General features: G+C 61.9%; 24 protein-coding genes, 1 tRNA gene and 1 pseudogene. 13 read left to right on the top strand and 13 right to left on the bottom strand.

The features are described 5' to 3' along the window. Positions 1-46 precede the first annotated feature (46 nt). From ACP15D_RS10955 to ACP15D_RS10945, 3 genes are read right to left on the bottom strand one after another with little or no spacing between them, the layout of a single operon-like run. A complete protein-coding gene (locus ACP15D_RS10955; protein ID WP_424957531.1) occupies positions 47-664 on the bottom strand; it encodes a TPM domain-containing protein in 618 nt (205 codons plus the stop codon). A gap of 51 nt (positions 665-715) precedes the next feature. Continuing rightward, a complete protein-coding gene (locus ACP15D_RS10950) occupies positions 716-1,540 on the bottom strand; it encodes a TPM domain-containing protein (RefSeq protein ID WP_424959221.1) in 825 nt (274 codons plus the stop codon). 36 nt (positions 1,541-1,576) lie between these two features. Continuing rightward, the gene (locus tag ACP15D_RS10945) at positions 1,577-2,206 is read right to left on the bottom strand and encodes a LemA family protein (RefSeq protein ID WP_424957530.1); all 630 of its coding nucleotides are present in this window, start codon (positions 2,204-2,206) and stop codon (positions 1,577-1,579) included. A 245-nt stretch (positions 2,207-2,451) separates the two neighbouring features. Between ACP15D_RS10945 and ACP15D_RS10940 the strand changes: the two genes are divergently transcribed. Together ACP15D_RS10940 and ACP15D_RS10935 are read left to right on the top strand one after the other, a co-directional pair. Beyond that, the gene (locus ACP15D_RS10940) at positions 2,452-3,330 is read left to right on the top strand and encodes a ParA family protein (RefSeq protein ID WP_424957529.1); all 879 of its coding nucleotides are present in this window, start codon (positions 2,452-2,454) and stop codon (positions 3,328-3,330) included. Positions 3,331-3,359: 29 nt separating this feature from the next. After that, positions 3,360-3,806 (top strand): hypothetical protein, encoded by a 447-nt coding sequence (locus ACP15D_RS10935; RefSeq protein WP_424957528.1) that lies wholly within the window; start codon positions 3,360-3,362, stop codon positions 3,804-3,806. A gap of 111 nt (positions 3,807-3,917) precedes the next feature. Here the strand turns inward: ACP15D_RS10935 and fabI are convergent, their stop codons facing one another. The 3 genes from fabI to ACP15D_RS10920 form a co-directional block, all read right to left on the bottom strand. Further along, the gene (gene fabI, locus ACP15D_RS10930; protein WP_424957527.1) at positions 3,918-4,691 is read right to left on the bottom strand and encodes an enoyl-ACP reductase FabI; all 774 of its coding nucleotides are present in this window, start codon (positions 4,689-4,691) and stop codon (positions 3,918-3,920) included. A 132-nt stretch (positions 4,692-4,823) separates the two neighbouring features. Next, a complete protein-coding gene (locus tag ACP15D_RS10925) occupies positions 4,824-5,411 on the bottom strand; it encodes an NYN domain-containing protein (RefSeq protein ID WP_424957526.1) in 588 nt (195 codons plus the stop codon). A 75-nt stretch (positions 5,412-5,486) separates the two neighbouring features. Next, positions 5,487-6,191 carry a Spy/CpxP family protein refolding chaperone gene (locus ACP15D_RS10920; protein WP_424957525.1) on the bottom strand — a complete coding sequence of 235 codons (705 nt, stop codon included), beginning with the start codon at positions 6,189-6,191 and terminating at the stop codon, positions 5,487-5,489. 207 nt (positions 6,192-6,398) lie between these two features. Between ACP15D_RS10920 and ACP15D_RS10915 the strand changes: the two genes are divergently transcribed. From ACP15D_RS10915 to ACP15D_RS10905, 3 genes are all read left to right on the top strand, one after another. Continuing rightward, positions 6,399-7,124 (top strand): response regulator, encoded by a 726-nt coding sequence (locus tag ACP15D_RS10915; RefSeq protein ID WP_424959220.1) that lies wholly within the window; start codon positions 6,399-6,401, stop codon positions 7,122-7,124. Then, positions 7,121-8,368, top strand: a complete 1,248-nt coding sequence (locus tag ACP15D_RS10910) for a sensor histidine kinase (protein ID WP_424957524.1) — start codon at positions 7,121-7,123, stop codon at positions 8,366-8,368. The genes ACP15D_RS10915 and ACP15D_RS10910 overlap by 4 nt, the downstream gene beginning before the upstream one ends. A 196-nt stretch (positions 8,369-8,564) precedes the next feature. Beyond that, positions 8,565-9,362 carry a DUF2189 domain-containing protein gene (locus tag ACP15D_RS10905; protein ID WP_424957523.1) on the top strand — a complete coding sequence of 266 codons (798 nt, stop codon included), beginning with the start codon at positions 8,565-8,567 and terminating at the stop codon, positions 9,360-9,362. A 120-nt stretch (positions 9,363-9,482) separates the two neighbouring features. Here ACP15D_RS10905 and ACP15D_RS10900 read toward each other — a convergent pair. Beyond that, positions 9,483-9,557 (bottom strand) — tRNA-Gly (locus ACP15D_RS10900). A gap of 117 nt (positions 9,558-9,674) precedes the next feature. Next, the gene (locus ACP15D_RS10895; protein ID WP_424957522.1) at positions 9,675-10,085 is read right to left on the bottom strand and encodes a hypothetical protein; all 411 of its coding nucleotides are present in this window, start codon (positions 10,083-10,085) and stop codon (positions 9,675-9,677) included. Positions 10,086-10,245: 160 nt separating this feature from the next. On the opposite strand from ACP15D_RS10895, the gene ACP15D_RS10890 reads away from it, so the two are divergent. The 6 genes from ACP15D_RS10890 to ACP15D_RS10865 all read left to right on the top strand — a co-directional run bounded on the left by ACP15D_RS10890 (position 10,246) and on the right by ACP15D_RS10865 (position 16,488). Next, positions 10,246-10,740, top strand: a complete 495-nt coding sequence (locus ACP15D_RS10890; protein WP_424957521.1) for a prolyl-tRNA synthetase associated domain-containing protein — start codon at positions 10,246-10,248, stop codon at positions 10,738-10,740. Between the two features lie 210 nt (positions 10,741-10,950). Beyond that, positions 10,951-11,862 (top strand): thioredoxin, encoded by a 912-nt coding sequence (trxA, locus tag ACP15D_RS10885; protein ID WP_424957520.1) that lies wholly within the window; start codon positions 10,951-10,953, stop codon positions 11,860-11,862. 40 nt (positions 11,863-11,902) lie between these two features. After that, on the top strand, positions 11,903-12,586 hold the full coding sequence (locus ACP15D_RS10880) for an LON peptidase substrate-binding domain-containing protein (protein ID WP_424957519.1): 684 nt from the start codon (positions 11,903-11,905) through the stop codon (positions 12,584-12,586). A 14-nt stretch (positions 12,587-12,600) separates the two neighbouring features. Next, positions 12,601-12,816: a Trm112 family protein gene (locus ACP15D_RS10875; RefSeq protein ID WP_424957518.1), complete on the top strand. Its 216-nt coding sequence runs from the start codon at positions 12,601-12,603 to the stop codon at positions 12,814-12,816. 96 nt (positions 12,817-12,912) lie between these two features. After that, positions 12,913-15,303: an ATP-binding protein gene (locus ACP15D_RS10870; protein ID WP_424957517.1), complete on the top strand. Its 2,391-nt coding sequence runs from the start codon at positions 12,913-12,915 to the stop codon at positions 15,301-15,303. A 216-nt stretch (positions 15,304-15,519) separates the two neighbouring features. Further along, the gene (locus ACP15D_RS10865) at positions 15,520-16,488 is read left to right on the top strand and encodes a GNAT family N-acetyltransferase (RefSeq protein ID WP_424957516.1); all 969 of its coding nucleotides are present in this window, start codon (positions 15,520-15,522) and stop codon (positions 16,486-16,488) included. Positions 16,489-16,509: 21 nt separating this feature from the next. On the opposite strand, the gene ACP15D_RS10860 is transcribed toward ACP15D_RS10865, so the two are convergent. The 3 genes from ACP15D_RS10860 to ACP15D_RS10850 all read right to left on the bottom strand — a co-directional run bounded on the left by ACP15D_RS10860 (position 16,510) and on the right by ACP15D_RS10850 (position 20,880). Further along, complete coding sequence (locus ACP15D_RS10860) at positions 16,510-18,399, bottom strand: EAL domain-containing protein (protein ID WP_424957515.1); 1,890 nt, start codon at positions 18,397-18,399, stop codon at positions 16,510-16,512. Positions 18,400-18,541: 142 nt separating this feature from the next. Continuing rightward, positions 18,542-19,822 (bottom strand): OmpP1/FadL family transporter, encoded by a 1,281-nt coding sequence (locus ACP15D_RS10855; protein ID WP_424957514.1) that lies wholly within the window; start codon positions 19,820-19,822, stop codon positions 18,542-18,544. Positions 19,823-19,908: 86 nt separating this feature from the next. Beyond that, the gene (locus ACP15D_RS10850) at positions 19,909-20,880 is read right to left on the bottom strand and encodes a response regulator (protein WP_424957513.1); all 972 of its coding nucleotides are present in this window, start codon (positions 20,878-20,880) and stop codon (positions 19,909-19,911) included. Positions 20,881-21,074: 194 nt separating this feature from the next. On the opposite strand from ACP15D_RS10850, the gene ACP15D_RS10845 reads away from it, so the two are divergent. Further along, complete coding sequence (locus ACP15D_RS10845) at positions 21,075-22,334, top strand: sensor histidine kinase (protein ID WP_424957512.1); 1,260 nt, start codon at positions 21,075-21,077, stop codon at positions 22,332-22,334. 69 nt (positions 22,335-22,403) lie between these two features. Here ACP15D_RS10845 and cqsA read toward each other — a convergent pair. Then, positions 22,404-23,621 (bottom strand): annotated as a pseudogene (cqsA, locus tag ACP15D_RS10840) (alpha-hydroxyketone-type quorum-sensing autoinducer synthase); the annotation flags it as partial. Between the two features lie 363 nt (positions 23,622-23,984). Next, a complete protein-coding gene (locus ACP15D_RS10835; protein WP_424957511.1) occupies positions 23,985-24,638 on the bottom strand; it encodes a glutathione S-transferase family protein in 654 nt (217 codons plus the stop codon). A 159-nt stretch (positions 24,639-24,797) separates the two neighbouring features. On the opposite strand from ACP15D_RS10835, the gene ACP15D_RS10830 reads away from it, so the two are divergent. Continuing rightward, complete coding sequence (locus ACP15D_RS10830) at positions 24,798-26,027, top strand: polyhydroxyalkanoate depolymerase (protein ID WP_424957510.1); 1,230 nt, start codon at positions 24,798-24,800, stop codon at positions 26,025-26,027. Positions 26,028-26,056 lie beyond the last annotated feature (29 nt).

Below are 26,056 nucleotides of genomic sequence, written 5' to 3'. Positions count from 1 at the left end.
GAATAATGGCAGGGGCGGCGTCGCCTCGACGCCCGGCGGATTGGGCCTACTGAAGGATGATGAGGTGGTCCGGGAGCTCGTTGGGGTCGTTGGTGCCGGGCGGGAAATGGGCTGCGAGGGCGGTGCCGATGGCTCCAATGGCGGCGACAAAGCCCTCAGTGGGCTGGCCCGCGCCGATCGCGGCAGTCAGGTCGTCAATGATCGCCTGCCAAGTGCCGTCCGGCACTTTTGCGTCGATGGCCTGGTCGGCGATGATCTCGGCATAACGCTCGGCCACGGAGACAAAGAGCAGCACGCCGGTGCGGCCGCCGGTGGTGTGGAGGTTCTGGGCGAGGAATTGCTCGACGGCGCGGCGGTGTGCGTGCATGCGCTTGATGCTGGCAGGAACCAGCGCTGTTCGGACCCGGAGCGGCATCAGCGCGGCCGTGACGATGGCAAACACGGCGAGCTGCACGAGGTAGATCTGCACTATGGATAGCTGCGTGAAGTAGATCAGCACCCAGGGCACGAACAGGCTGACAATGCCGGCAATGAGCGGAGGCACATAGTGATAGCCGTCGCTTTGCGCGGCGACGACGACGACAATTTCGCCAGACGTGCGCTGTTCGGCATCGGCGATCGCCGCTGAGATTCGCGCTTCGTCAGCCATGGAGAACAGTCTCATCGTTGGGCTTCCACAAATGGGCCTTCTGGGCGTCTGCTGATTCACGCTGCATCACCAGCTTCCCGAGGAGCCGCCGCCGCCAAAGTCACCGCCACCTCCCGACCAGCCACCGCCTCCTCCGCCGCCCGACCAGCCGCCGCCCCAGCTGCCGGAGTCGACGGGATAGAAGACAGGTCCGCGTCGTCGCTGCGGGCCTCGACCGGCTGCGGCCTGCTGAGCTTGCTGATTTACGGACTGGACGACTGCGAAAAGTACGAACATTGCGACGCCGATCCAGAAAAGGATCAACATCATCTGCCAGAAGTCCAGCTCGTCGGAAGCCTTGTGGGCGCGCTGTTTCACTTCCTCGGCGTCGCCGAGCACCACATCCTTGATGTCGCGCACGCCGGCGGCGATCCCCGCCGCGTAATCGCCGCGGCGAAACTGAGGGATGATCGCATTCTCGATGATGAGCTTGGACATGGCGTCGGTGAGCTGCGGTTCGAGACCGCGACCAACCTCGATGCGCACTTTGCGCTCATTGGGGGCGACGATGAGAAGGACGCCGTTGTCCTTGCCCTTCTGACCGAAGCCCCACTTGCGGCCGAGCTGATAGCCGAAATCCTCGATGGGGTAGCCCTGCAACGAGTTGAGTGTGACGACGGCGAGCTGATCGGTCGATTTCTGCTCGAGCTCGGTGAGCTGCGCTTCAATCGCGGCTCGCTGCTCAGGCGAGAGCAGACCGGCCTCGTCAACGATGCGGCCGGTGAGTGCCGGGAACGTCGGCTCGGCCACAGCGATCAGCGGCGCTGCCAATAGGAGCAGCGTCGCTAATAGCAATGTCGCAAGGGAATGCTCAGCCATCGGCGACAGCCGAGCACTCCAGGTGGCGGGCATCATCAGACGCCTCCAAACCGCTCAGCGGCGAGCCATTTACTTTTTGGTGCCGAAGTCGACCTTGGGCGCTTTCATTTCCTCGGCAGGGATGTCGAACGTCGCCATTTCCTTCGCTGAGGGATACATCACGGCGCGCCAGATGCGACCGGGGAACGTGGTGATCTCAGTGTTATAGGCGCGTACCGACTGGATATAGTCGCGCCGCGCGATGGCGATGCGGTTCTCAGTGCCTTCGATCTGGCTCTGCAGGGCGAGGAAGTTCTGGCCCGACTTGATGTCCGGATAGCGCTCGACGACAGCGAGCAGACGACCTAGCGCGCCGCCCAACTGGTTCTGCGCATCCTGGAATTTCTGCATGGCCTCGGGGTTGGTGAGGATGTCGGCCGGTATGTTGGCCTGCACCTGCGTTGCCTTGGCGCGGGCCTCGACGACATCGGTCAGGACCGTGCGCTCCTGATCGGCAAAGCCTTTGACGGTCTCGACCAGGTTCGGGATGAGGTCGGCGCGGCGCTTATACTGGTTGAGGACCTCTGACCAGGCGGCTTTCGCGTTCTGCTCGTAGGTGGGGATGGTGTTGATTCCGCACCCGGCCAGCGAGAGCGAGATAGCGGCAAAGAGAATCGCTGCGATGGGGCGCGCGAGACGAAGCGCCTGCGTGTGAGCCATGACTAAAGGGCCTCCAAGGGATGAGACGGCGAGATTACCTCTAGTGAAGGTTAAGGGCGGGACAATGGTGCCCGCGGTTCGTCCGGCGACGGTTTACAGGAGGCTATCTGGCGCCACGAAGTTGCGTGCGTCGTGCGGCGCGATTGTGGTGCGTTCCCATGGTTGCCATATTCCCGCGCAATGCAAGGTGGTTGGGTGCTCCAGGACCGGAGTGCCGAGGGGCCGGGTGGGGAAGTCCAGACAGCATGCGCAACTCGATCGCAGTGATGAACACCAAGGGCGGCGTCGGGAAGTCGACGCTGGTTCTAGCCCTCGCCGAGACGATTTCGGCATACCACCGCAAGAACGTATTGGTGATCGACAGCGACGCCCAGGCCAGCGTCTCCAGCATGCTGATGAGCGTTTCGAGCCTCTATAAGCTGCAGAGCGAAGGGGCGACGATCGTCGACTATCTCCACGGCCGCGTGCTCAAGAACCAGGTGATCGATTGGCCGAAGTTCATCGTGCGCAATGTCTCGGACGTCGATGACGCGCGCTCGGTGTTCCTGTTGCCGAGCGATATGCAACTCACGCTGCTGGAGCGGGAGGTCTCGAAGGAGAACCTGCATGCGCGCCTGCGCGAGGTGATCGGCGAATTGCTCAACGGTGTGCGACGCGTGTTCGACATTGTGCTGATCGACTGCCCTCCGGGGCTGTCGGTTCTGACGGAGTGCTGGCTGCGCGAGGCCGACTATCACATCTCGCCGACAAAGGCGGACTATGTGTCCGTGTGCGGGCTCGAGGTGTTCCGCCGCTTCAAGAGCCTCAATCCCGAGATGGGGTTTGCGCAGAACCTCGGCGTCATCGTCAACATGAAGGAGCAGAATTCGGTCTCCGACGAGGAATATCACCGCTGGCTGCAGGACAACCCGGACAACGCCTGCTTCGCGCAGGCGATCCCGCGGATGCCTGCGCTGCAGGACGCAGCCAATTTCCAGACCTATGAGCGTAGCTATCTGGCGAAGTATCCGGGGCAGGTGGGAACGGCGGTTCGCAACCTCACCAACGAGGTTATGGCGCGGCTCAGCGAAGACGCCGGCGAAGGGACGCAGCCCGAGAATTCTCCGGCTGCCGCCAGCGCCTGACATTGAGGTTCAGCGCCATGCAGCGTGGTTTGATCGCCAGCTTCTCGCGGGGGGCGGGGGTTTTGGTTTGTGGCTTGGCGCTCGCTGCTCCGGCGGCCGCTCTGGAGGTGAAGAGTTGCGACGAAGCGCACATCGGGCTGGAGGATCTGATCGCTCCGGCTGCAAAGCATAGCCGCACCTTCAAAGACGATTCCATCAGTGTCTACTCGGTCGACACAGTGGAACCTGTGTGCTGCGCGGCGGGCGTAGCGATCGTCATGCCCGATGTCAGCGACGAGGCGGGCGGCAGCAAATGCATGGCGGTCGTCGGCGTCGCGTCGATCCAACTCGATGAAGCGACCGCCGAGGAGGATCCGGCCAAGGGTCTGCTAATCACCATCCCGACACGGGTTTTCAACGATGTCGCGGACTCGGCCCCAGGTGATCCGATGCGCATCCGGGTCAATGTTGATTCAGGGTCAGCGACACTCGAATGATGTTGTCGCGTTGGCGTGGCAACCGCATTTATTTCGAGTGAATGGGAACCTTCAAGGCTGTGACGCAGCCGAAACCATGGCGGTGACGGTTCATACATCGCTGATCTTGCATCACGCCATGATGTGAAAGCCTGCGTCGGCGTAGGTCACCGAACCAGTGAGCGGAGAGCCGGCGTCGCTGGCAAGGAATGCTGCGACCTTGCCGATCTCTTCGATGCTGACGAGCTTCTTTGCCGGAGTGTGCTTGCGTACCTCGTCCAGCAGCTCATCAAATCGCTCGATGCCGGATGCGGCGCGCGTCTTCACCGGACCGGCGGAGATGGCATGGACGCGGATGGACTTGCCGGCAAGATCGGCGGCTAGATAGCGGACGCTCGATTCCAGGGCGGCCTTCACCGGGCCCATCAAGTTGTAGTTCTCGACGACCTTGTCGGCGCCATAGAACGAGACTGTCATGAGGCAGCCGCCGTTGATCATCAGCGGGGTGGAGAGCTTCGCCATGCGGATGAATGAGTGACACGAAACGTTCATCGCCGTTGCGAAGCCTTCGGCAGAGCAGTTGACCAGCGACGTGTGCAGGTCCTCGCGTGGGGCGAACGCGATGGAGTGCAGCAGAAAGTCGAGCCCGCCCCAGCGTTTTGTGATGCCGTCGAACACGGCTTCGAGTTCGCCCGGGACGCGAACGTCGCACGGCCCGACTAGCTCGGCGGACAATTCGTCGGCGACAGGGCGCACGAACGGTTCGGCTTTTTCGTTGAGATAGGTGACGGCCAGATCGGCGCCGGCTTCGCGGAACGCCCGCGCGCAGCCGGCAGCGATGCTGTGTTCATTGGCGATGCCGACGACGAGGCCGCGCTTGCCTGCGAGATCAACAATTGCCGTCATCGGATACCTCACCTTTCGTCTGTGCTCTGCCGGTGCACGAAGCGTTGGGCAGCAGAGCCTCAGAATTTGGTAAGTTGGATGACGGTTGTTTGTGGCCTAGCTGAAATGCCGCACGTCTTGCGGCGTGTTCTTCTATGGCCTCTCAGTCGCTGTATTTTCGGGCATCTCAGGACGGCGTCCGTTTATAGGCCGTCTTTCCTCGCGTCGCTCCTCCCGGCCGATGATGGGGCGCAGGTCGTCCAGCTCGAGGAAATAATCGGCCTGGCGACGTAGGTCATCCGCAAGTAGGGGCTCGGCGCGCAGCGTCGAAACGATTGTGACACGCCGCGCCTTACCCTGAAGAGCCGCCAGCAGCGGGACGAAGTCGGACGATCCGGTGAACAGCACGAAGTGATCGATGCGATCGGAGATCAGCATTGCGTCGACCGCCAAGTCCACTGCGATCGCGCTTTGACAGCCGGCGGTGGTAAGGTCCTTGGCGATCCGGCTGATGACGGAGAAGCCGTTGTAGCTGAGCCAATCGAGCAGGGGTCGCAAAGTGCTTTGAGCGCGGTCAGGCGAAAGTGCCGCGTAGTAGTGCGCTCGGACGAGATAGCCACGCTGCTGGAACATCGCCAGCAAGCGCTTGTAGTCGATGTCGAGCTTCAGCGCTTTTGCGGCCCGTTCCAAGCTGGGGCCGTCGATGAGGATAGCTAGACGCTCGGGTATGCTGTGAGCCATGAAGTTGCCTTCAGATTTGCCTGACCATCTCGCGAGAAGTTGTCGGGGCGGCAATTATCGCCGCCCCGCCGGGCACTAACGCCCGGGTGGCGGCAACGGGGGGCCATTGTCGCCAAAACCGCCGTGTGGAGGACCGGGAGGTGCTGGTGGCGCCATGCGTGCTTCGATAAGCGCCAGCTTCTGCAGCTGATCCGGCGTGAGCTTGGTGCGGAGACTTTCGATTGCGCGCTTTAGAGCTTCAGCGCTGTGGCCGCGCTCGATGTTGTCGTCGGCGATCCGCTGCACCATCTCGAACGGTGCGCGTGCCGCTTTCGGTGCGTCGGAGCCCTGAACGGCGTGCTCTGGGTGCGGAGGCTTCGGCGGCTGCATCACGCTGATCATCGCGTCGGTGAAGTCGCGCCACGCGTCCAACTGAGCGGAACGAATTCCGAGTTCGACTTCGAGGCGTGAGAGGTGCTCGGCGATGTTCGGCGGAGGGCCGCGATGCGGGCCTTTTGCAGGTGCTCCAGCGGCCATCATCGGATTTGCCATCGGCCCGGGGACGCCAGGGCCGCGCTCAAAGCTCGAAGGGCCCGGCATCTTCGCTGATGGCCCCGCGTCGGGCCGGCCGGGGGGAGGTGCCTGTGCCAGGAGATTGCGCTCGTCCGTTTCAGCGCGGGCGACGACAGCGGGAGATTCGTCGGCTGAAGGTGATGACGGCGTCTGTCCCCAGGCGGGCGGGGTGAACAGCGGCAGGCTCGCCACGAAGGCTAACCGGGCCAGCAAGGGTGTGCGGTACATAGCGGGCTTCCTTAACGTTGGCACCCCACTGAAGTACTGCGCTTTGTTTTCCCGGGTTCGTCCTGGTGTGTCCGAACATTTCGCGGAACGGCAAATTTGTGTCGAAACGTTGCCGATCGCCGGGGCCACACGGTTCGTTACAAAATGCCCCTCGCTCGCCACATCCCGTCCGGGTATCTACGGTTGGTGGAGATGATGTTCGAGACGATGACTACGAGTGCAGCTCAGATTCTGGTCGTTGATGACGATGCGGAAATCCGCAAGTTGTTGGCGCGCTACCTCGAGGGGCAGGGCTTCCGCGTGCAGCTCGCCGCGAATTGCCATGAGATGCGCGATCGCCTGAGTAATGGCCAGATCGATCTCGTCGTGCTGGATGTCATGCTCCCCGATGGATCAGGTCTCGAAGTCTGTCGCGACTTGAGGGCCCAGCGATCAAGCGTGCCGATCATCCTACTCACAGCGCTGAAGGAAGATGTCGACCGCATAGTGGGTCTTGAGATCGGTGCCGATGACTACCTGGGCAAGCCGTTCAATCCGCGCGAGCTCAGTGCACGCATCCGGGCCGTGCTTCGGCGTCAGGGCGGCACGGACCCCATCAGTGAAGGTAAGGTGTATCGGTTCGACGGTTTCACAGCCGATTCTCATCTGCGGCGCGTCGTTGATCCGCAGGGGGAAAGCATTGATCTGACAGGCGCGGAATTCGACCTGCTGCAAACGTTTTTGCAGCGGCCTGGACGCGTGCTGTCGCGTGACCAGCTTCTCGACTTGACGCGTGGGCGCGATGGCAATGCACTCGATAGGTCGATCGATGTGCTGATGAGCCGGTTGCGCAAGAAGCTTGGCGACGGGGGCTCCGGTCAGCTGTTCAAGACAGTGCGCAATGGCGGATATCAACTTGCCGCCAAGGTGGATGTCACGGACGCGGGCGCATGAACTCACTACGTGTGAAGTTGGCGATGCTGCTCGTCGTGGTGATCGTCGCCGTCGTGGGGTTGCTGACCGCCGTGATGGTATATTTCCTCGGGCCGCCGCCAGGGCAACGGCACTCGATCCAGCCGGTTGCCGAAGTGATCGAGATGCTGGCGCGTGCTGCGGAAGCACCAGGCGTTTTGCCGCTTAAGCATACGCTACCAGACGGGATGTTAGACCCGTTCATCACGGATAAGCTGCAGGAAGAGCTGCGCCAACGCGGATCATCGCTCGACGTCCGCGCCTACAGAGGTGGCCGCGAACAGCCAAGCTTTGTCGCTGCGCGAATAGAAGGAAAAGGTTGGCTGACGATGCCACTTCCCGATCTCCCGCCGCCAGGAGCAGGCTGGGGCGTGATGGGTAAATGGCTGTCGCTTCTGACCTTCGGCGCGGCGACTATCGCGGTGTTCGTGGCAAATCGCATGGTGCGGCCACTGGTGCTGCTGGAGAATGCCGTCGAGGCAGTTGGCCCTGATGCCATCCTGGCGGAGTTGCCCGAGCAGGGGCCGGCCGAGGTGCGGGCAACGGCGCGGGCGCTCAATCTTCTGTCGGCGCGCTTGCGATCGGCCATGGAGAGCCGCATGCGCCTCGTTGCGGCGGCCGGGCACGATTTGCGTACGCCGATTACGCGGCTGCGGCTGCGCGCAGAGTTCGTTGCGAATGCGGAAGAGAAGGAGGCGTGGTTGCGCGATCTCGACGAATTGGAGCGCATCGCCGACAGCGCCATTGAGCTGGTGCGCGATGAGTCCGACAAGGCGCCGCCGCAGGATATCGATCTGGCAGCGTTTGTGCGCGAGACGGCCGAGGAGCTGCGCAATCAAGGTCTCGACGTGGAGGTTGGGGATACCGAGCCGGTACAAGTGCGCACGAGGCGGCTGGCGCTTAGCCGGGCGCTGCGCAACCTACTGATCAATGCTTCGACGCACGGTGTGCGGGCGCATGTTTCCGTCAGCGAGGCGGAGGGAACGGCTCTGGTCCGCATCACCGACGAGGGGCCGGGCATACCCGAAGACGTCATCGGGCGTGTGTTCGAGCCGTTCTTCCGGGTCGACCCGGCGCGCCGCCAGAGCATTCCCGGCGCGGGCTTAGGGCTGTCGATTGCGCGAGAGATCATCCAGCGTGCGGGCGGGGCGGTCAGAATCTACAACGGCCCGCATGTCGGTCTCGTCCAGGAAATCGAGATTCCGATTGCGCAGCGCGCAGCCTGATTGACCGGCACGCCAGCCAGTTTGTTCACCCACTGACCTGGGTCACGAATGTGCCGCCTTTTCCTGGCGGCGCACGCAATGGTGCATTGATTGTCGCAGGCAGCATTGGCAAACTCGCAAATTGAGTTGGATCAATTTGGCTGCGCGCGCTGGTCGCACGTTGCCATCCCGTTGCTCGCAGTGCGGGGAGGTTTTCATGCCGGCAGATGGCGCTTTGCTGATGCTCATCGAGGAAAAGCAACTGGGGTTCAAAGTCCGTAGCGTCCCGCTGGACGCCCCGTGGACATGGCTGGCCAAAGGGTGGCGAGACTTGTGCGCGATGCCTTTTGCCAGCCTTGGTTATGGCGCCGTGTTCTGTGCGGTGGGCTGGCTGACATTTGCGGTGCTAAGCCAACACGACGTCAGCTCTCTCATTGTCGTGCTGGCCGGCGGCTTCACGCTGGTGGCGCCGTTGTTGGGGGCTGGCTTCTATGAGATGAGCCGGCTGCGGGAGAACGGCGAACGGGTGACGTTCCGCTCGGTCGTCGATGGCTGCGCGGGGGCGGTAGGCCGGCTCGCGATGTTCGGCATCGTGCTCTATTTCGCTTACTTTCTCTGGGTCGAGCTATCGTTCCTGCTGTTCACCGTGTTCCTCGGCGGAACGGAAGTTCCCGAAGCCAGCACATTCTTCCAGCAGCTGATTTTCACGAATGCAGGGCTGGGTCTGCTGTTTGCGGGCGTGCTCACGGGAGCTGCCCTGGCGGGACTAGTGTTCTGCCTCTCCAGCGTCGCTGCACCGCTGCTGCTGGTGAAGGACGTCGACCTTGTGACGGCTATGGCGACGAGCATTAGGGCGGTGCACGCCAACCGAGGACCGATGCTGCTCTGGGCAGCAATTATTGCCGGTCACATGGCGCTGGGCTTGGCGACGCTGTTTGTCGGCCTGCTCGTCATCTTCCCGCTGCTGGGGCACGCGACTTGGCACGCGTTCCGCGATCTGGTCGACCTCGACTGATCGGCAGGGCGCGGCTTGTGCTGAAGCCATGCGTCGGAGCGCGCGGGTTCGCGCGAACTCACGATGCTTAGGAGCAAGCACGGCACGCTATCGCGAAGACGTTGAACTGTCTGAGAAAATTGGAGCGGGCGATGAGATTCGAACTCACGACCCTTACCTTGGCAAGGTAATGCTCTACCCCTGAGCTACGCCCGCATCCGATGGGTAACCGCCGCGGCAAAGCGCGGCGGAGCCGCCTTATGGCGCAACTGCGCCGGCTTTGCAAGATCCCTTGGAGGGGCATGCAAAAATGTTGGCCGGGCGGCTAGCGGGTCAGCCCTTTTCCCCTGTGCCAGCCTTGAAATAGCTCTTCAGGGAGCACTGGGAATAGCCGCCTTCGGAGAAGAGGCGCTTCACTTCCTTGAGGGCCTGCTGGCGGCTGGAGCCGACCGCGGCGGCGCATCCGGTCTTGGGGTCGGTACAGCACATAACCGCAAAAACGTGATCCAGGCCGTTGGTGCTCGCCGGCTGCTCGGCACAGGTGGAGGAGACCTGCTTGCAGGCGAGGACAGCGAGCTTTTTGGCCTGATCTTTTGTGGTGGCCCAGACAACCGTCGAAGAGTTCTCGAGGTTGGGAGCGATGGCGGCCCAACGTTCCTGGGCACTCGCCGAAATCGAGGACATTGCCACTAAGGCCAGACCGAGGCCCAAGATCGCGCAGGTAGCGGAAGCTCTGGCAGGCATCGGGGCTCCTCAGTTGACGGCCTGCCGATGCTAGCCTTGGGCGGAACGCCCTTCAAGCGTGGGGCGAGCTGAAAGCGCTTCTATCCGCCGGCAAGCGGTTGGCGGGCGCATTCTGGCCGCCTAAGTAGGCTGCTCGAGTTGATGCAGAGAGTTGCCTCAGATGCCCACATCCCGACAGGAACTGTTCGATCGCCTGGCTGAACTCGGCATAGAAACGCGAACGCTGGAGCACGAAGCAGTGTTCACTGTTGCGGAGAGCGGCGAGGTGGAGCGGCGGCTTCCGGGCGCGCATACCAAGAACCTGTTCCTCAAGGACGAGAGCGGGGCGCTGTTCCTAGTGGTGGCCATCGCGACGAGGCGCGTCGATCTCAAGTCGCTGTCGCGCACGCTAGGTGCCAAGCGCTTCAGTTTTGGCAAGCCGGAGCTGCTTCAGGACGTGCTGGGCGTGCCGCCCGGATCTGTTACGGCATTCGCGGTGATCAATGACGTATCAAAGCGGGTGGCTGTCGTGCTCGATGCCGATCTGCTGAAGCATGAGACGATCAATTGTCATCCTCTGGAGAACACTGCGACAACCAGCATTGCATGCGGAGACCTGTTGCGCTTCATTCGCGCCTGCGGGCATGAGCCGCGCGTCGTGGAGCTTGCTGGCTAGGCGCCCCAGGGGCGTAGTTATACGGGCGGTGCCAGAAATTGGCCGCTGAGGCAGCGACTTGCAGATTCGCGTTCAAACCCCGATCTGGCTAGTGGCCAATGTCTCGAGGGGGTGCTGGCAGGAGAGGCCTCGAATTAGGTCGCCCAAACGGCGTTTTCTGGTATGCAGAAGCGGTCGATGGGCCATTTTACCCGTCGCTAGGAGAGGAACATGGAATTCGGGCTGAAGGCATCTGCGACAGGCGCCGCCGATGCCGACATCATCAAGGATTCAACGTCGGCTTCCTTTGCTAAGGACGTGATCGAAGCCTCCCGCACGGCCGTTGTCGTGGTGGACTTCTGGGCTGCGTGGTGTGGTCCATGCAAGCAACTGACGCCGATACTTGAGAAGGTTGTCAGAAGCTACGGCGGGAAGGTCCGCCTGGTGAAGATCAACGTCGACGAACATCCAGCCATCGCCGGGCAGCTGCGCGTGCAGTCCCTGCCAACGGTGTACGCCTTCCGCGACGGTCGTCCGCTTGACGGTTTCATGGGTGCACAGCCGGAGAGTGCGGTCCGCGAGTTCATTGAGCGGCTCATCGGCGGCGACGCCGAGGACGACATCAACGCGGTACTGGCGACGGGCGAGGAAGCTCTCCAGGAAGGCGATGTGCAGGCGGCCGCGGAAGTCTTCGCGGCGGTTTTGCAGGAGCATAAGCACAATCCGGTCGCACTAGCCGGGCTTGCCCGCTGTTATCTGCAGACGGGCGATATCGATCGCGCCGAACAGATGATTGGTCTGGTGGCGCCGGACGATCAGAAGTCGCCCGCCGTGGAGCAGGTGCGCGCAGCGTTGGAGCTTGCGCGCAAAGCTGGCGGCGAGGACAATCGCGCTGAACTCGAGAAGCGCGTCGCCGCCAATCCCGCCGACATGCAAGCGCGGTTCGATCTGGCTGTGGCGCTGGCCGCGCGCGGAGCGAAGGCGGAAGCGGTGGAGCACCTGCTCGATCTCGTCCGCCGCGATCGCACGTGGAACGAAGAGGCGGCTCGCAAGCAGCTGGTGCAGCTGTTCGAGGCGTGGGGGTTCAAGGATCCCGCTGCGATCGAAGGCCGGCGGCGGCTGTCGTCGATCCTATTTTCGTAGGCTCTAGCCAATCTCGCTGAAGTGGAAGGATTTGAGCCCAGTGTCCCCGACTGACCGTTACCGGCGCCCAGCAGATCTCCCGCCACGCATTCCGGTGTTTCCACTGCGTGGTGCGATTTTGTTGCCGCGGGCGACGCTGCCGCTCAACGTGTTCGAGCCGCGTTATCTGGAGATGCTGGACGACGTGATGGCAGGGGACCGGCTGATCGGAATTATCCAGCCCGCGGCTGCCGATGTCGGCGAATTCGAGGAGAGCCCGTTGGAGTCAGTGGTGCTGCGCAACGTCGGCTGCGTCGGTCGCGTAACAAGCTATCAAGAGACTGACCATGAACGGCGGATGATCACGCTTACGGGAATCATGCGCTACGACGTTCTCGACGAGGCCGTCACCGACCTGCCGTATCGCGTGATGAGCGTGAGCTATGATCGATATGCTAGCGATCTGAGCGAGGGCCTGGGCGAAGAGCAGGTGGACCGCACGAACCTTTTGCGCGTGCTGCGGTCGTATCTCGATGCCAACAAGCTCGAGGCGGACTGGCCGGCGATTCAGCGGGCCTCGAGCGAATTTCTGATCAACGCACTGTGCGTGATGTCGCCTTATGGGCCTGAGGAAAAACAGGCGCTGCTCGAAGCTCAGGATCTGAAACGCCGCGCGGATGTGCTGGTGGCGTTGGCCGAGATGGAGCTGGCGTCGAGTGGCAACAGCGGCAGCACACTGCAGTAGTCTGGAATCCTGTGATGCCGCAGACACCGCAATCATCGGAGCAGAAGGTCGATGCGAAGCTGCTCGAAGTGCTGGTTTGTCCGCTAACCAAAACGCGGCTCGAATACGATGCTGAAGCTCAAGAGCTGATCAGTCGTGCGGCGGGACTAGCGTTTCCGATCATTGACGGCGTTCCGCGCATGCGCCTTTCCGACGCGCGCGCCTTAGATGCGGGTGCGGCGCGTCGATAACGACGCCCGTTAACCAACTCGCTTCAGCGTTTAGCAACCACCGTATGATTGCTTTGACGCAACCTCATTCAGTTTTGCGTAACGGGTTTGATTGGTGTGAAGCGTCTCAATTTAGCGGACGCCCCGGGTGTCGTGCGGGCCGGCGATGCAAAGTCGCGCAGGTCACGTGAGTATACCTCGGAGCGTATAGCCGGCATCCCTTCGGGGGTGCTTGCCGGGCGCCATTCGGCTGATCCCAACTCGCAATCCATCCTATCCTTGCTGATGCTGCTGTCGGGGCTGTGCTGTCTCGTCGTGGCCTTTGCGCTGCTGCCGGGGCCTCTCTCGGCGCTGCAGGTTTTTATGGCGCTGGGACTGGGGCTGACGCTGGTCTCGATCTATCTGGCGTTCACTGCTCGGGCGGGGGCGGGTGCGGCGCAGATGGAGAGTGTTGGGGCGCGCATCGAGCGGCGCCTTGAGCGACTGCAGGATGCGCGCTGGGAGCTGAACGAGGATGAGGCTCGCTATCGCGCTCTGCTCGACTCGCAGGAAGAAGCCATTCTGCGGCGCGACGAGCATGGGCTGCTGACCTTCGCCAACAAAGCCTTCCTGGATATGTTCGGTCTCAAGGCTGAGACTGCGTTGGGGACACCGTTCTTCGCCAAGCTGTGCGAGGACTGCGCGCACGAGCCGCTGTCTACGACGAGCGGCGTAAGACGGCAGCGGATTTTGCAGCACGTCGTGACCGTGGCGGGGCCGCGCTGGATCGAGTGGGAGGAGCAGCTGGTCGCGGGACCTGACGGCACGCGGCTCGAAGTGCAGTGCGTCGGCCGGGACGTGACGCAGCGGCAGCGGGCGGAAATGCACCTCGCGGAGGCGCGCGATCTGGCTGAATCTGCTAACCGCGCAAAGGGCCGCTTCCTCGCGACGATGAGCCACGAGATTCGTACGCCGATGAACGGAATCCTCGGCATGGCAAGTCTTCTGTCCGAAACCGAGCAGACGCCCGAGCAACAGACATACGTGCGCGCGATCGATCAATCGGCGCGCACACTGTTGGCGCTGATCGATGAAATACTGGATTTCTCCAAGATCGAGGCAGGTAAGCTGGCTCTTGTTGAGGCACCCTTCGCGCTTAATGTGTGCGTGCAGGAGGCCGTAGAGCTGTTGGCTCCGCGCGCCCACGAGAAGGGGCTCGAGATCGCCTGGACAGTCAGTCCGCAGCTGCCGAACATGGTCATCGGTGACGAGGCGCGCTTCCGGCAGATTCTGCTCAACCTGTTGTCGAATGCGGTGAAGTTCACCGATGCGGGCGGTGTCAGCGTGCGCATTGCGGGGCGGGGCGAGCCGGTCGGCTCGCGTATTGGCGTCGAGATGACGGTCGAGGATACCGGCATCGGGCTGTCGGCGAGCGACATGCGTGTCCTGTTCTCGGAGTTCGAGCAGGCGGACGTTGCCGTGCGACGTCGCGAAGGTGGGACGGGACTGGGGCTCACCATTTCCAGAGAGCTTGCCCGGGCGATGGGCGGAGATATCTGCGTCACCAGCGAGCTAGGCAAGGGTTCGATCTTCAGCGCCGCATTCATGCTGCAGCGCGCTGGGAACGATTCAACCGATGGTGAGGCGATCGCAGGGGCGGACGATGCCCGCGTGCTGTTGGTGTTTGACCGCCCGCTAGAGCGCCGCGCATTGGGAGAGGTTCTCGATGCAGCAGGGGTTGCCGCGACAGAGTGCGATTTCGCATCGGCGCGGGACCACCTCAGAGCCGCCCAAGGCGAGGGTGCCCCGTTCGACCGCGTCGTCATTGATGGGGCAGAGGGCGTGGCGGAAGCTGGAAAGCTGCTGAGCAACGCGCGCGAGATCAATCAAGAGCGCGGTGTGCGTGGCATCGTGCTGGTCAATGTGCTCGCGCGCTCGATGCTGTCAGAATTCCGTGATGTCGGATTCGATGCCTATCTCGTCAGGCCGGTTCGGCCGAGCTCGCTGATGATCCAACTGGGCCTGCAACGTAACGGGGCAGGTGACGGCGGGAGAGAGCGGGATTGTGCACGTGAAGTCCCCGTGGGCGTTCGCGCCGGTTCGGTGCAACGCGTGCTGCTTGCGGAAGACAACGAGATCAATCTGCTTCTGGCCAAGCGCGTGCTCGAGAAGTGCGGCTGCGAATACGTTGCGGTTGCGAACGGTGCGGAAGCAGTGGCGTTTATGCAGCGGTCGTTGGCGGGTGATGCCGAAGCGATCGACCTGGTGCTGATGGATATTTTCATGCCCCATCTCGATGGGATGGAAGCGGCACGCGCGATCAGAGCGCTTTATGCGCGCGAGCCCGACACGCTGAAGGCACCTCCAATCATCGCACTGACGGCAAGTGCCTTTGCCGAGGACCGGCAACGGTATCTGGAATCCGGCATGGATGACTACCTTGCCAAGCCGTTCGACAAGGCGGGGTTGGAGAGCGTACTTCGCCGCTGGTTCGGCCCTTTGCCGGGAAGACACACCGACCCGGCCTGAATTGCGCCGCACGCCCCCCGCAATTTCGCACACATGATCAGCGAAAGTGCGCTACCCCCATGGGCAACAAGTAAAAAGTCTGTCATGGAGACATGCTATGCGGCGCGGCTGGCGGGGGATGCCAGCAACGCTGCTCGACCGACTTCGCAAGGCGCTTCAAGCCAGGCTTCGGGAATCGTATGATGCCAGCGGGACTGGCAGGGGAGAGATCTAGCGATGAAGCAGGCGGCCCGGCGGATGGCCACCCGGTTGGCCCGTAGCCCGAAGTGGCAGGCGGTTCCCGGCGGTCTGTTGGCACTGCGCGCCCTGAGTGATGCGGGTGACGCGGGATTCCCCTTGCGCAAGCCCGACAAGGTCTACGGCAAGATCGGCAATCTCGAAGTGCGCCTGACGCGCAAGTGGCGCGATATCAAGCTCGCGCAGCGACTGCGCTACCAGGTGTTCTACGAGGAAATGTCCGCGGTGCCCTCATTGCGCGCAGAGCTGCGCCGGAGGGATGAAGACCCCTATGATTCCGTCTGCGATCATTTGCTGGTGACCGACGAGGCGGCAGGCCAGATAAACGATTCGTGGGGTGGGACGCGCCGCCAGAAGGTGGTCGGGACGTACCGCGTGCTGCGCCAGGAGATCGCCGAGCGGACATTGGGCTTTTACACGCAGAGCGAATACGACATCGCGCCGCTGATCGTATCAAAGCCGCATCACCGCTTCATGGAACTCGGGCGCTCGTGCGTGCTCGAGCCGTATCGCAACAAGCGTACGGTCGAGCTGCTCTGGCATGGCCTGTGGACCTATGTGCGCGAGCACAAGGTCGATGTGATGGTTGGTTGCGCCAGTCTCGCTGGCACCGATCCCGACCAACATGCGATGGCGCTCAGCTTCCTGCATCACAATGCGCTGGCGCCTCCCGAGTGGCGTTGCCGGGCGCACGACAATCTCTACATCAACATGGATCGGCTACCGCGCGAGAAGGTGGACGCCAAGGCGGCGCTCAAAGCGTTGCCACCGCTGGTGAAGGGGTATCTGCGACTGGGTGCCTATGTCGGCGATGGCGCCGTGATCGACCGGCAGTTCGGGACGACCGACGTTCTGATCATTCTGCCTGTCGAGAAGATCGATCCGCGCTACTTCGAGCACTTCGGTGCGCCCAACGAGGTGAAGAGCCGCGTGGCCGTCGACGCTTAGCGTGCGACTTTCAGCACGGGACTACTTCGGTGTTCGTCGGGGTTGCGGCTTCGGGGCCGGCATTGCCGTGTCGAGCGCGGCAAGACGCAGGGCGCACTGCTTGATCGCGCGTTTGATGCCGCTGACGCGAACCGGGGGGCTGAAATAGAAGCCCTGAGCCTCGTTATAGCCTGCGGCGCGCACGGCCGCGAGGCTTGCAGCGGTTTCTACACCCTCTGCCACGGAGCGCATGTTCAACTCGCGTGCGAGGTCGGCCACCGATTTGACGATCGCCACGCAGTCGTGGTGCTCGGGAATGTCGCGCACGAAGCTGCGGTCGATCTTGAGCTTCTTGAACGGGAAGCTGCGCAGATAGTTCAAAGTCGCAAAGCAGGTGCCGAAGTCGTCGAGCGAAATGAGCACGCCAAGATCGTGCAGCTTGCGCAGCACCTCCTGCGTGCGAGCCTGATCCCGCATCAGGACCGTCTCGGTGATTTCGAGCTGTAGACGCTGAGGCGGAAGTCCGGTCTCTTCGAGCGCTTCGATCACCGTCTCGTAGACATTGCTGGATTCGATCTGCACGGCGGACAGGTTCACCGCGACCTTGATCCCGTCCGGCCACTCCTTGGCATCAAGGCATGCCTGACGCAGAGCCCAACTGCCCATGCGGACGATGAGCCGTGTCTCTTCGGCGATAGGGATGAATTCGGAAGGCGGGATCATGCCGCGGCTGGGGTGCCGCCAGCGCATCAGGGCTTCAAAGCTGGAAACGCGGCCCTCGTGCAAATCGACGATGGGCTGATAGTGGAGGGCGAACTCGCCGCGGTCCAACGCGTCCTGCAACTCGGCGCGCAAGGGATTTGGCGAGGCGGACGGGGTGACAGCGCCTGGCGTGTAGATCGCGTGGATGCCGCGCCCCATCGATTTGGCGCTGTAGAGCGCCATGTCTGCGCAGGCGAACAGTTGCTCGGGATCCTGGCCGTGATGAGGTGCCAGCGCAACGCCGATGCTGGCGTCGACCTGCAGGCAGTGGCCGTAGACATCGTGTGTGCCGCGAATGTTCTGCAGCAGGCGCCGCGCGAGATTGTCAGCGAGGTCCTCGCGGTCAACGCCGACTTGAAGGATGGCAAACTCGTCGCCGCCGAGACGGCCGACAACGTCACCGGCACGCAGGCTGCTCTTCAACCGGGCAGCTACGCTTTTCAGAAGGCCGTCGCCGACGAGGTGGCCAAGGCGGTCGTTGATCTCTTTGAACCGATCTAGGTCCATCCAGAGAAGGGCAAATCCCTGGCGGGGATCAAAGGTCTCGAACTGCTGCTCGAGACGTTCGCGGAAGTGGAAGCGGTTGGGGATCTCGGTCAGCGTGTCGTGGCGTGCAAGCCATTCGATTTTTTCGTCCGACTGGCGCTGGGCCGTGATGTCCTCCTGCATGTCGACCCAGCCACCGTCCGATAGAGGCCGGTACGTCACGCGGATGACGCGGCCGTCGGGAAGATTCTGAATCTCCTCGCGAGGGCTGCCATGCTGTAGACGGGCAACGTGCTCCTTCACCCACTCGAGAGCGGCTGCCTTGGTCAGCTTCTTGCCCTTGCGCTGCATATGATAGCAGAGGATTTCAGCGAGCGGCGTGCCGGCGCGTGTCATGCTCGCGGGCAGGACATAAATGTCGGCGTAGGCCTTGTTGCAGACGACAAGACGCTGCTCGCCGTCGAACATCGACAATCCGCGACCCATGTGATTGAGCGCAGCTTCAAAGCAGGCGTTCAGTTGCTCGAGCTTTTCGTTGCGACGAAGGAGGGTACCGAGCTGCTGCTCAAATGTTGCTTGCAGACGCGCAACATCGTCGGTCGGCGCGGGAGACTTTGCTTTCTCCTCGCGCGCGCCTTCCTGCTTCCCCGCCTCTTGGGCAAGCTTGAGCACACTGTTCCTCACGCGTGGCATTCCCTGGAGTTGCCGCAGGGTCCCATCAACTCTAGCGGATTGATGGTCTCCACAATGCTAACCGATAACAATAAGGTCGCTAAATAGTTTAGCAGGCCGGGCCTCACAATCGCGGCGGCTCGCGACGGCAACCTCAGGGTGCGGCATCGTAGTAGTACTTCACGCCCAGCGTGATTTCGTACTGCTCGGAGGACACTTCGACCTGATGCGCCGCGCTGGGTATGATTTCCGAACCCTTTACGGTCGTCTCGGGCGCGTACATGCCTGCGAGCTCCAAAGACCAATCCTTATCGATGCGCCATTCGCCGCCACCCGTGATGTGGTGCTGGGTTGTCGCGGGGGCGAGAATGTCGAGCTGAACATCGCGCGATCCGAACAGCGGCGTATTGTAGGCGTAGCCGGCGCGGAACGTGAGGTCTGGTCTATAGCGCCACTCCGCACCAAACTTGATGGCGCTGATGTTGCGCCATCCAAAGGCTGGACCATCGTCGGCGCCGAAGGGAGCGAAGAGCATGTTGGTAGCGGGGTTCGCTACGCAGGCGACCTCGCCGTAGGCGATGTACTGGTAGTCGAGCATCAGAGTGAGATTGGGCTGAGCGTCATAGGCGATGCCTGCCTGACCATAGGCAGGCACGTCGCAATCTCCGTGATCGGCCAGCAGGTGCGCGTACTTCTCAAACGATCCCATATAGGTCTTGGAAGCAATTGCACCGCCGAAGCGAAAGTTCGGTGCGATGCTCCATTCGATACCGCCGCTGATGCCATAGCCCCATTCGCCGTCCACGCTGTTCGAGACCGGGGCAAAGAGCGACAGGCCCTTGGCGCGGAACTGCTGGCGCGCGAGCACCGGGGCGATGCCGACGGAGAAGTCGGGAGTGATCTGCTTGGCGATCGCCAGCGTGAGGAACATCTGCTGGAGATCGACGCCGGCTCTGCCGTTGCAGTACATGCCGAGGCCGCCGTTCGGACCGCACTCGGGGGCGGGGCGCGTGTACGACCCATAGTTCGTGCTGGCTCCGTTGCCCCAGACGGAAATGCCGACGACATCGACAAACGGGTTGCCGGAGACGCGATAGGCAGCCGCCAGGTTGGGCACGAAGAACTGCAGCGTGTTGCTCTCGTACTTTCCTGTTGGCGTGAGCCCTGGGGCGCCAGAACCCTCCATCTCGCGCGTCGGACTGAAGAGGCTGAATGCGGAGTCGATCTCGTTCTGGGCATGCACCAACCCCGCGGGGTTGATGACGATGACGGTCGCGTCGCGTCCGTCAGCCGCGCCAGCACCGGCCAGTGCTTTGTGGCGTGCGCCGTAGCCGTGCTGGAAGTAACCTTCCAATGCAATCGCCGGTTGCGCAGCCAGTAATGGCGCGATGATTGCCGTGCTGCACGTCAGGATCTGCCACGGCCATCGTTGCATTGTCGCTTTGCTCCCGAATCACTCCGGAAGCTTAGCTTTTTTGGCAGAACTACTGGATATACGCGGAACAATTCTTGTGGGTGGCCTCACGCACTTTGGCTGCGCAGAGGCATTTCGTCAGCTTGCCGGTTCACGACGCTGTAGCACCAGCGGCTGGAGGCCGACAAAGACTGCGCGGGCCAGATGAAGCGCGTCCAGCTCGAGTGATAGTCTGGATGATAGTGGCCGCCATTGGTGGGGAACCACGCGTGTGCCCTGCGTGTGCGAAGGAGGCGCACCATGTCGTCGGGGGCGCCTTGGCTTTCCGCGGCCGCGCACTGGCTGGCAGCGCTTTCAGTGTCTGAGATGAGGAGAAAGGACTCATTGCCCTCGGCGTCGCGCATCATGATGCCCTGCGGCGCGTCGGAGATGTAGTGCTCGACGATCTCGTGCTTTTCGGAGAGATCGCGGAATAGTTCGATGAAGGTCGGGTCGTCGAAGAAAGTGGGTTTCTGCAGGGCGAGCGCGCTCTGAATTGGCGCGGAGATTTCGGCGAAGTACTGGTTCTGCAGGCGCTTGATCTCGCGACGCAAGGCATAGGTCACGCCGGAGTCCTGCTTCTGGAGGAAGCAGTCGATGACGCCTTCATTAAAGGCGCCGATGGCCGTTTCGAGGCCGGCTTTGCCGGTGAGCAGGATGACTTTCACCGGCAAGTCGCGGATAGACCGCGAGAACTCCACGCCTGTCATCTTGGGCATATCGTAGTCGACGACGGCGACGGAGACGCGCTGTTCGCGGGCTCTATCATCTATGATGGACTGAAGCTCCGAAAGCTGCAGTTTGAGCACGAGGTCACCGAACCGACTGGCTTTGGCGGGGTGCATTTCAGAGACATCGCGGAAGTAGCGTCCGAAATTGGGATGCTGGTCGGCCTGGGCGCGAAGATGCTCCAACGCCGCGTCGGGGCGGGTGAAGGTCTGACACGAGACCTCCTCGCTGAACTGAAAATCCAGGCTTTCGAGAAAAAGCGGATCATCGTCAAGCACGAGGATCGAAGTAGGATGGTAGAATGGCGTCATTGTACCGCCGGATCCTTAGGGATGCGATGCACGTTCCGTAAGGATGTTGGTACTAGGTTTTCGTATCGTATCCGGTACGGTGACTGCTAAAAATTTAAATGTTCCAATTAGCTGAGTACAGTTTACTAAGACCGCTTCTGCGTGGACGGCCGCGTGGTGCTTCCAAAGCGCGACCGTTCGCGATCTCGCGCCTGGTGCAAGAGCTGTCGCGCCGTTACATCGAGTACCATGCGCATGCGCAGCGGAAGATTCGGGCGGCTGCGGTTATCGGCGTGCTCGGTTTTCCTGTGTTCTATCTGACCTGGAAGTATGTGCTGCCGCAGCCGTACGAGAGCATGCTGCTGCGTGGCATCGGCACAGTTCTCTGTCTTGCGCTGGCGCTATCACCATGGTGGCCGCCGCGATGGCAGCGATATGCGGTGCCATTTTCGTACTTTACCTTTCTATTCAGTCTGCCCTTTTTCTTCACGCTGATGCTGCTGCTCAATCACAGCAACTCCACGTGGCAGATGTCGACGTTGGCGGCGCTCATCTATGTCGTGCTTCTGTATGATCTTGTGAACGCCATTGTCGTTCTCGTCGTCGGGTCGTTGGGGGCGATAGCTGCCTACCTGCTGATGACGGGCGGGGCGCCAATTCCGATCGGGTACTGGACAACGCTGCCTATACTGCTGTTTGCGCTGACAGCGATCTTCGGTCTGGCGTACAGCGACAACCTGATCGCACGTGAAAAGCTCAAGGCCGCCGCATCGCTGGCAAGCCAAGTGGCGCACGAGTGCCGCACACCGTTGACTGGAATTCGCTTCGAGGCAGATGGATGTGAGCGGCTTATCGCGAGGCTGCCGGCCTCGCCGGCCCGAGACAAGTTGGCGGCGTCGCACAGGCGTGTGCGGCAGCATATCACGTCGGCCAACTCAGTGATTGATCTGCTGCTGTCGAACGTGGCGCAACATCACCGCGGATCGCCAGCGAGCGAGCTGCATAGCATGCGTCAGGTGGTGAAGCAGGCGATCGAGCGTTACAGCTTCAAGCCCAATCAGCGCGAGCTGGTGCGTCTCGACATCGACGAAGACTTCCGGTTTCGCGGATCAGATCTGCTGATGACGCATGTCCTCTTCAATCTAATGAAGAATGGTCTGCGGGCGATCGAGGCGCGCGGCGGAAACGAGCATTATCTGTCGATCTCGCTGCGGCAAGGCGAAGGGATGAACCGGATCGTTGTCACCGACACCGGAGAGGGCGTCCCCCCGGAGTTGCGCAACTACCTGTTCATCCCGTTTGTGTCGGCGCAGAGACCCGGTGTCGGCACCGGGCTGGGGCTGTCATTCTGCCGGATGATTGTGGAAAGTGCCGGTGGAACGATTTCGTGCGAGTCGGAGGTCGACTTCGGAACCAGCTTCACGATTGATCTGCCCGCGGTGCAGCCAGTCGGAGAGGACACGACTGCGGTCTGACCGTGGCCTGCGCGCAGCCCCCGGGGCAGATTGGCCCTTGGCGGTCGCTTTGCGCTTGGTCGAGCGCCACTCGGCCATGCCGACCTCGTTGCGGATTTCGTCGCAGACCTCGATGATGCGATCGAGGTCTTGGCGACTCAAACCGCAGTTGACGGTAAAGCGGATGAGGCAGCGCTTCTCGGGCGTTGCGGGCGGGAAGAAGATGGCGCCGAACACGCCGCGCTTCTCCAGCGCGTCACGCAGATGTGTGGTCTGGCGGATGTCGCCTGGCTCGAGCGCGATGATCTGCGCTTTCGATGCCGCTACGTTGTAGCCGAGCGCATCCAGCCCCTCTCTCAGGTAGGCGTGGTTGGCGTGCAGCTTGTCGCGGCGCCAGTATTCCGTCTGGAAGACATCGAGGACGGCGTCGAAGCCGGCAACCTCGTGCTGCATGACGGAGGTGCTGAAGATTGCGGGCAGCGCCTCGTAGCGGAAGTATTCAATGTTCCGCCGGGAAGCGACAACCAGTCCACCGCGGCTGGCAACAGCCTTGGACAGCCCGACAGTTCTGAAATGCACGCGATCGGCGAGACCCAGTGCGACGACGAGACCAGCGCCGTCAGGTCCCTGGGCGCCGAACGAGTGTGTCTCGTCAACGACCAGCGCCGCGCCGTGGCGCTCGCAGACATCGACCAGTTCGGCCAGAGGGGCGATGTCGCCGTCGGTGCTGTAGAGCGCGTCGACGCAGACGAGACCGGGCCCGCTTTGAGCCAAGGCCTTATCGAGAGACTGTGGATCGTTATGCCGGAAGAGGACGGCGCGGGCGCCGGCACTGACGACGCCCTCGTGCAGCGAGATGTGCGCCTTCATGTCGAGGTAGACCGGCGCATCGCGCATTGCGAATGACTGGATCAGCCCGACGTTGGCGGTGTAGCCGGAGGAGCAGAGGACGCAGTCCTCGGCCAGCATCAGGCGGGCGACGCGCTGCTCGAACTCACGCGTGACGTCGCGCTCGTGGTGGACCCAGACGCGGGAGACGGCATCGCCGTGACCGCCCGCGCGCAGGGCCGCGATCTCGCTCTCCACGACATGGGGGTGGCCGGCGAGGCAGAGATAATCGTTGCTGCGGACTTTGATGTCGCCGGGGCGCGGAGCTCTACCCTGCAGCGGATGGCTCCCCTGCCAGAGTTCGACCTTTCTGCGCACGTGATAATCATCAACGCGGGTCCGCAGAAAGTCAGGCTCATTGGGGCTTTGAATTTCAGTGCGCGGCGTATTTACTCTCTTATCGACAACTTTAAACAACACTGCCCACCCTCACTGTTAATGAGTTTTTAACTACGAAAGACGTGGGTTAACCGCAATCCCTATTCTGCTGACGTGGAGCGCATTGCCTCGGATTGGCGGCGTTCTTAGCACTTGTATTTGCACCATCCGGCTCTTTTTGAGCTGAATTGGGGCAGCGCTTCATAGATAGTTAACTATTACGACGCGCCAATGGCGGAGCATGCCCCCGCGGCGAAACGTCCGCGAAGTGCAGAGCTTTTCCAAAATTTACGAATTACGTGTGCGGATTAATTGGGGTGCATAAAGTCGGGCGATTCTCGGGAAACAGCGGCATAAGCCGACTTAATCCGCGAGTGGTCAAAAGATGGAACTGGGCTAGGTCGATCAGAACTCGACGTCGAGTTCTTCGAGCTCGTCAGGTTCGAGTTTTGCAGCTTCGATCCACTCGATCATCGGTGCCCAATTGGTGATTGTCTCGCAATAACCGGCGCAATCACTGTCCAGCTTCACATCATAGGTGCGGAAGCGGGTGCATACGGGCGCATACATGGCGTCGGCCATGGTGGGTGTGCCGAAGAGGAAGGGGCCGCCATAGGTGTCCAGGCAGTCGCGCCAGATTCTGGTGACGCGCTCAATATCGCCGAGCGCACCCGACCATACAGAAAAGCCCGAATAATGGGCCTTGAGGTTCATCGGCAAGGCGGAGCGGAGGTTGTGAAAGCCGGAGTGCATCTCGCCGGAAATCGCGCGGCAGTGGGCACGGGCGGCAATGTCTTTTGGCAAAAGGCCTGCCTCTGGCTTCAGCTCGGCGAGGTATTCGGCAATGGCGAGGGTATCCCAGACCTTGACGTTGTCGTTCACCAGGCAGGGCACGAGGAACGAGGGCGAAAGCAGCAGCAGCTCGGCGCGGGTCGAGGGGTCGTCGGTGGACATGACCTCCTCGTGAAAATCGAGGCCGGCCATCTTGCAGAGCAGCCAGCCGCGCAGCGACCAGGACGAATAGTTCTTGCTGCTGATCGTGAGCACTGCTGTTGCCATTCTGCCTAATCCTTAAGCGTTTGCCCGGTTTAGCCGGGTGGAGACGGTGTTGCAAAAAAACGCTCGCACGTTGCCCCAGGATGCACTAGCGTTTGTGCACCGCACAATAGGCTGATGATCAAATTTCGCCGACTGTGTCAGCCCGTAGAATGAGACTAGATGCTCTACCTCGCCTATCAAGCGCACTCTGACCTCGTCGAGCCGGCGAAATCGATCGCCCGCCACTCTTTGGAGCTTCTCGGTGCATTGGCGCCCGGCTCCTGGGGGCACCACGCCACCGTTCCCATCATGCGGAACCTGTCGGCGACATACGAGCTGGTCGCGCGCGCGGGGCTCACACATACGCGGCCAGATTATCGAATTCCTGCGGTGACCGTCGGCAATCGCGAGGTCGAGGTTACCGAAGAGGCGGCGCTGACCTTGCCTTTCGGCACGCTGCTGCACTTCAAGAAGGACATCGACTTCGAGCAGCCGAGGGTTCTCGTGGTGGCGCCGCTATCGGGCCATTTCGCGACGCTACTGCGCAATACGGTGCGCACGTTGCTCGCCGATCATGACGTTTACATCACCGATTGGCACAACGCGCGCGACGTAAGCCTGGACGAGGGGCGATTCGGGTTCGACGACTACGTTTCGTACGTCATGCGGTTTCTGGAGAAGATGGGGCCGGGGTCGCATGTCGTGGCGGTGTGCCAACCGTGCGTTCAGACGCTTACCGCGGCTGCTGTGATGGCGGCGGAAGGCAACCCGGCGCAGCCCGCCAGCATGACGCTGATGGCAGGCCCGGTCGACGTGCGCATCAACCCGACCAAGGTGAACGGCCTTGCCCAGAGCAAGTCGATCGGTTGGTTCGAACGCAATCTGATCGCGCGTGTGCCGTGGCGTTATCCCGGCGCGGGCCGACAGGTGTACCCGGGTTTCGTGCAGCTGTTCGCGTTCATGTCGATGAACATCAATCGGCATTACGCCGCGCATCAGGAGCTTCACGAGCACTTGCGCAATGGCGAGTTCGACAAAGCTCAGGTCATCAAGACTTTCTATGACGAGTACTTCGCGGTTCTCGATCTGTCGGCCGAGTTCTACCTGGAGACGGTGAAGTGGGTGTTCCAGGATGCGCTGCTGCCGAAAGGCGAGCTGAAGTATCGCGGGCAGCCGGTCGATCTCAAAGCGATCCGCAAGACGGCGCTGCTGACGGTCGAGGGTGAGCGCGACGATATCTGCGGTCTCGGGCAGACTGCGGCGGCGCACGATCTGTGCTCGAGCCTCAGGCCGCACCTCAAGCGCCATCACATGCAGGTGGGCGTCGGCCATTACGGCGTCTTCAGTGGGCGCCGCTGGGAAGGGCAGATCTATCCGCTGGTGCGGAACATGATCTTGTCGATGGATTAGCTTTCTTTGCAGTGACACAAGCGGCGAGA

This window comes from Hyphomicrobium sp. 1Nfss2.1 (assembly GCF_965243865.1).
In the GTDB taxonomy this organism is placed as follows: domain Bacteria; phylum Pseudomonadota; class Alphaproteobacteria; order Rhizobiales; family Hyphomicrobiaceae; genus Hyphomicrobium_A.
Note: the sequence above shows the minus strand (reverse complement) of the source record. Positions and strands in the feature narration are given on the sequence as shown.

Coding starts and splice junctions, on each gene's coding strand:
- ACP15D_RS10955 (WP_424957531.1), bottom strand. CDS start 664: ATGAGACTGTTCTCCATGGCTGACGAAGCGCGAATCTCAGCGGCGATC.
- ACP15D_RS10950 (WP_424959221.1), bottom strand. CDS start 1,540: ATGCCCGCCACCTGGAGTGCTCGGCTGTCGCCGATGGCTGAGCATTCC.
- ACP15D_RS10945 (WP_424957530.1), bottom strand. CDS start 2,206: ATGGCTCACACGCAGGCGCTTCGTCTCGCGCGCCCCATCGCAGCGATT.
- ACP15D_RS10940 (WP_424957529.1), top strand. CDS start 2,452: ATGCGCAACTCGATCGCAGTGATGAACACCAAGGGCGGCGTCGGGAAG.
- fabI (WP_424957527.1), bottom strand. CDS start 4,691: ATGACGGCAATTGTTGATCTCGCAGGCAAGCGCGGCCTCGTCGTCGGC.
- ACP15D_RS10925 (WP_424957526.1), bottom strand. CDS start 5,411: ATGGCTCACAGCATACCCGAGCGTCTAGCTATCCTCATCGACGGCCCC.
- ACP15D_RS10920 (WP_424957525.1), bottom strand. CDS start 6,191: ATGTACCGCACACCCTTGCTGGCCCGGTTAGCCTTCGTGGCGAGCCTG.
- ACP15D_RS10915 (WP_424959220.1), top strand. CDS start 6,399: ATGACTACGAGTGCAGCTCAGATTCTGGTCGTTGATGACGATGCGGAA.
- ACP15D_RS10910 (WP_424957524.1), top strand. CDS start 7,121: ATGAACTCACTACGTGTGAAGTTGGCGATGCTGCTCGTCGTGGTGATC.
- ACP15D_RS10905 (WP_424957523.1), top strand. CDS start 8,565: ATGCCGGCAGATGGCGCTTTGCTGATGCTCATCGAGGAAAAGCAACTG.
- ACP15D_RS10895 (WP_424957522.1), bottom strand. CDS start 10,085: ATGCCTGCCAGAGCTTCCGCTACCTGCGCGATCTTGGGCCTCGGTCTG.
- ACP15D_RS10890 (WP_424957521.1), top strand. CDS start 10,246: ATGCCCACATCCCGACAGGAACTGTTCGATCGCCTGGCTGAACTCGGC.
- trxA (WP_424957520.1), top strand. CDS start 10,951: ATGGAATTCGGGCTGAAGGCATCTGCGACAGGCGCCGCCGATGCCGAC.
- ACP15D_RS10875 (WP_424957518.1), top strand. CDS start 12,601: ATGCCGCAGACACCGCAATCATCGGAGCAGAAGGTCGATGCGAAGCTG.
- ACP15D_RS10865 (WP_424957516.1), top strand. CDS start 15,520: ATGAAGCAGGCGGCCCGGCGGATGGCCACCCGGTTGGCCCGTAGCCCG.
- ACP15D_RS10855 (WP_424957514.1), bottom strand. CDS start 19,822: ATGCAACGATGGCCGTGGCAGATCCTGACGTGCAGCACGGCAATCATC.
- ACP15D_RS10850 (WP_424957513.1), bottom strand. CDS start 20,880: ATGACGCCATTCTACCATCCTACTTCGATCCTCGTGCTTGACGATGAT.
- ACP15D_RS10835 (WP_424957511.1), bottom strand. CDS start 24,638: ATGGCAACAGCAGTGCTCACGATCAGCAGCAAGAACTATTCGTCCTGG.
- ACP15D_RS10830 (WP_424957510.1), top strand. CDS start 24,798: ATGCTCTACCTCGCCTATCAAGCGCACTCTGACCTCGTCGAGCCGGCG.